A 785-nucleotide genomic window follows, 5' to 3' on the forward strand; every position below is an offset into this window, starting at 1 on the left:
TGTAGTGGCATAGTTAATTTGGCCACCTATTAAGAGATGTTATGATTGATTTCATAGCAGCCTTAGGTGCCAAGATGAAGAAGAAAATACGTAAGTCATTTAGTCCTGAATTTAGACTAGAAACGGCTCAATTAGTGGTCGACCAAAATTACACCCAAGAAGAAGCGGCCAAGGCGATGGGTGTGGGTAAATCCACTATCAGTAAGTGGGTTAGGCAATTACACGAAGAACGCGCAGGTAAGGCCCCTAAAGCCATGCCGATGACGCCAGAACAGCTTGAAATACGGGAATTGAAAAAGCGCATTGAACGAATAGAGCTGGAGAAAGAGATTTTAAAAAAGGCTACGGCTCTGTTGATGTCCGACTCCCTGAACAGCTCTCGTTAATCGAGAAACTCAATCAGAGCCAGCCTAAGCGCTATCCAGTTACTTTATTGTGTGAGGTATTTGACGTACATCGCAGTACCTATAAATACTGGCTAGCCAGGGATAATGAAATTTGTCCTGAGCGAGTTCGTTTACTCAGCGATATTAAACAGATACACAATGAGAGTAACGGCTCTGCGGGGGCCAGAACGATTGCTGATATCGTGACACAGCGCGGCACAAATCTCAGTCGATATCGTGCCGGCAGGCTCATGAAACAACTTGAGTTGGTGAGTTGCCAACTTCCGCAACATGCTTACAAAAAGGCGGCAAAAGAGCATGTAGAGATACCCAATTTACTGAATAGACAATTTGCCGTCACTGAGCCTAATCAAGTGTGGTGTGGCGACGTGACCTATA

The 785-nt window shown here is 45.0% G+C and carries 1 pseudogene; it reads left to right on the forward strand.

What is annotated here, in order from left to right:
- Positions 1–74: 74 nt before the first annotated feature.
- Positions 75–785: pseudogene (locus GPLA_RS23770) on the forward strand (IS3 family transposase); the annotation flags it as partial.

It is taken from the genome of Paraglaciecola polaris LMG 21857, from assembly GCF_000315055.1.
GTDB lineage: Bacteria > Pseudomonadota > Gammaproteobacteria > Enterobacterales > Alteromonadaceae > Paraglaciecola > Paraglaciecola polaris.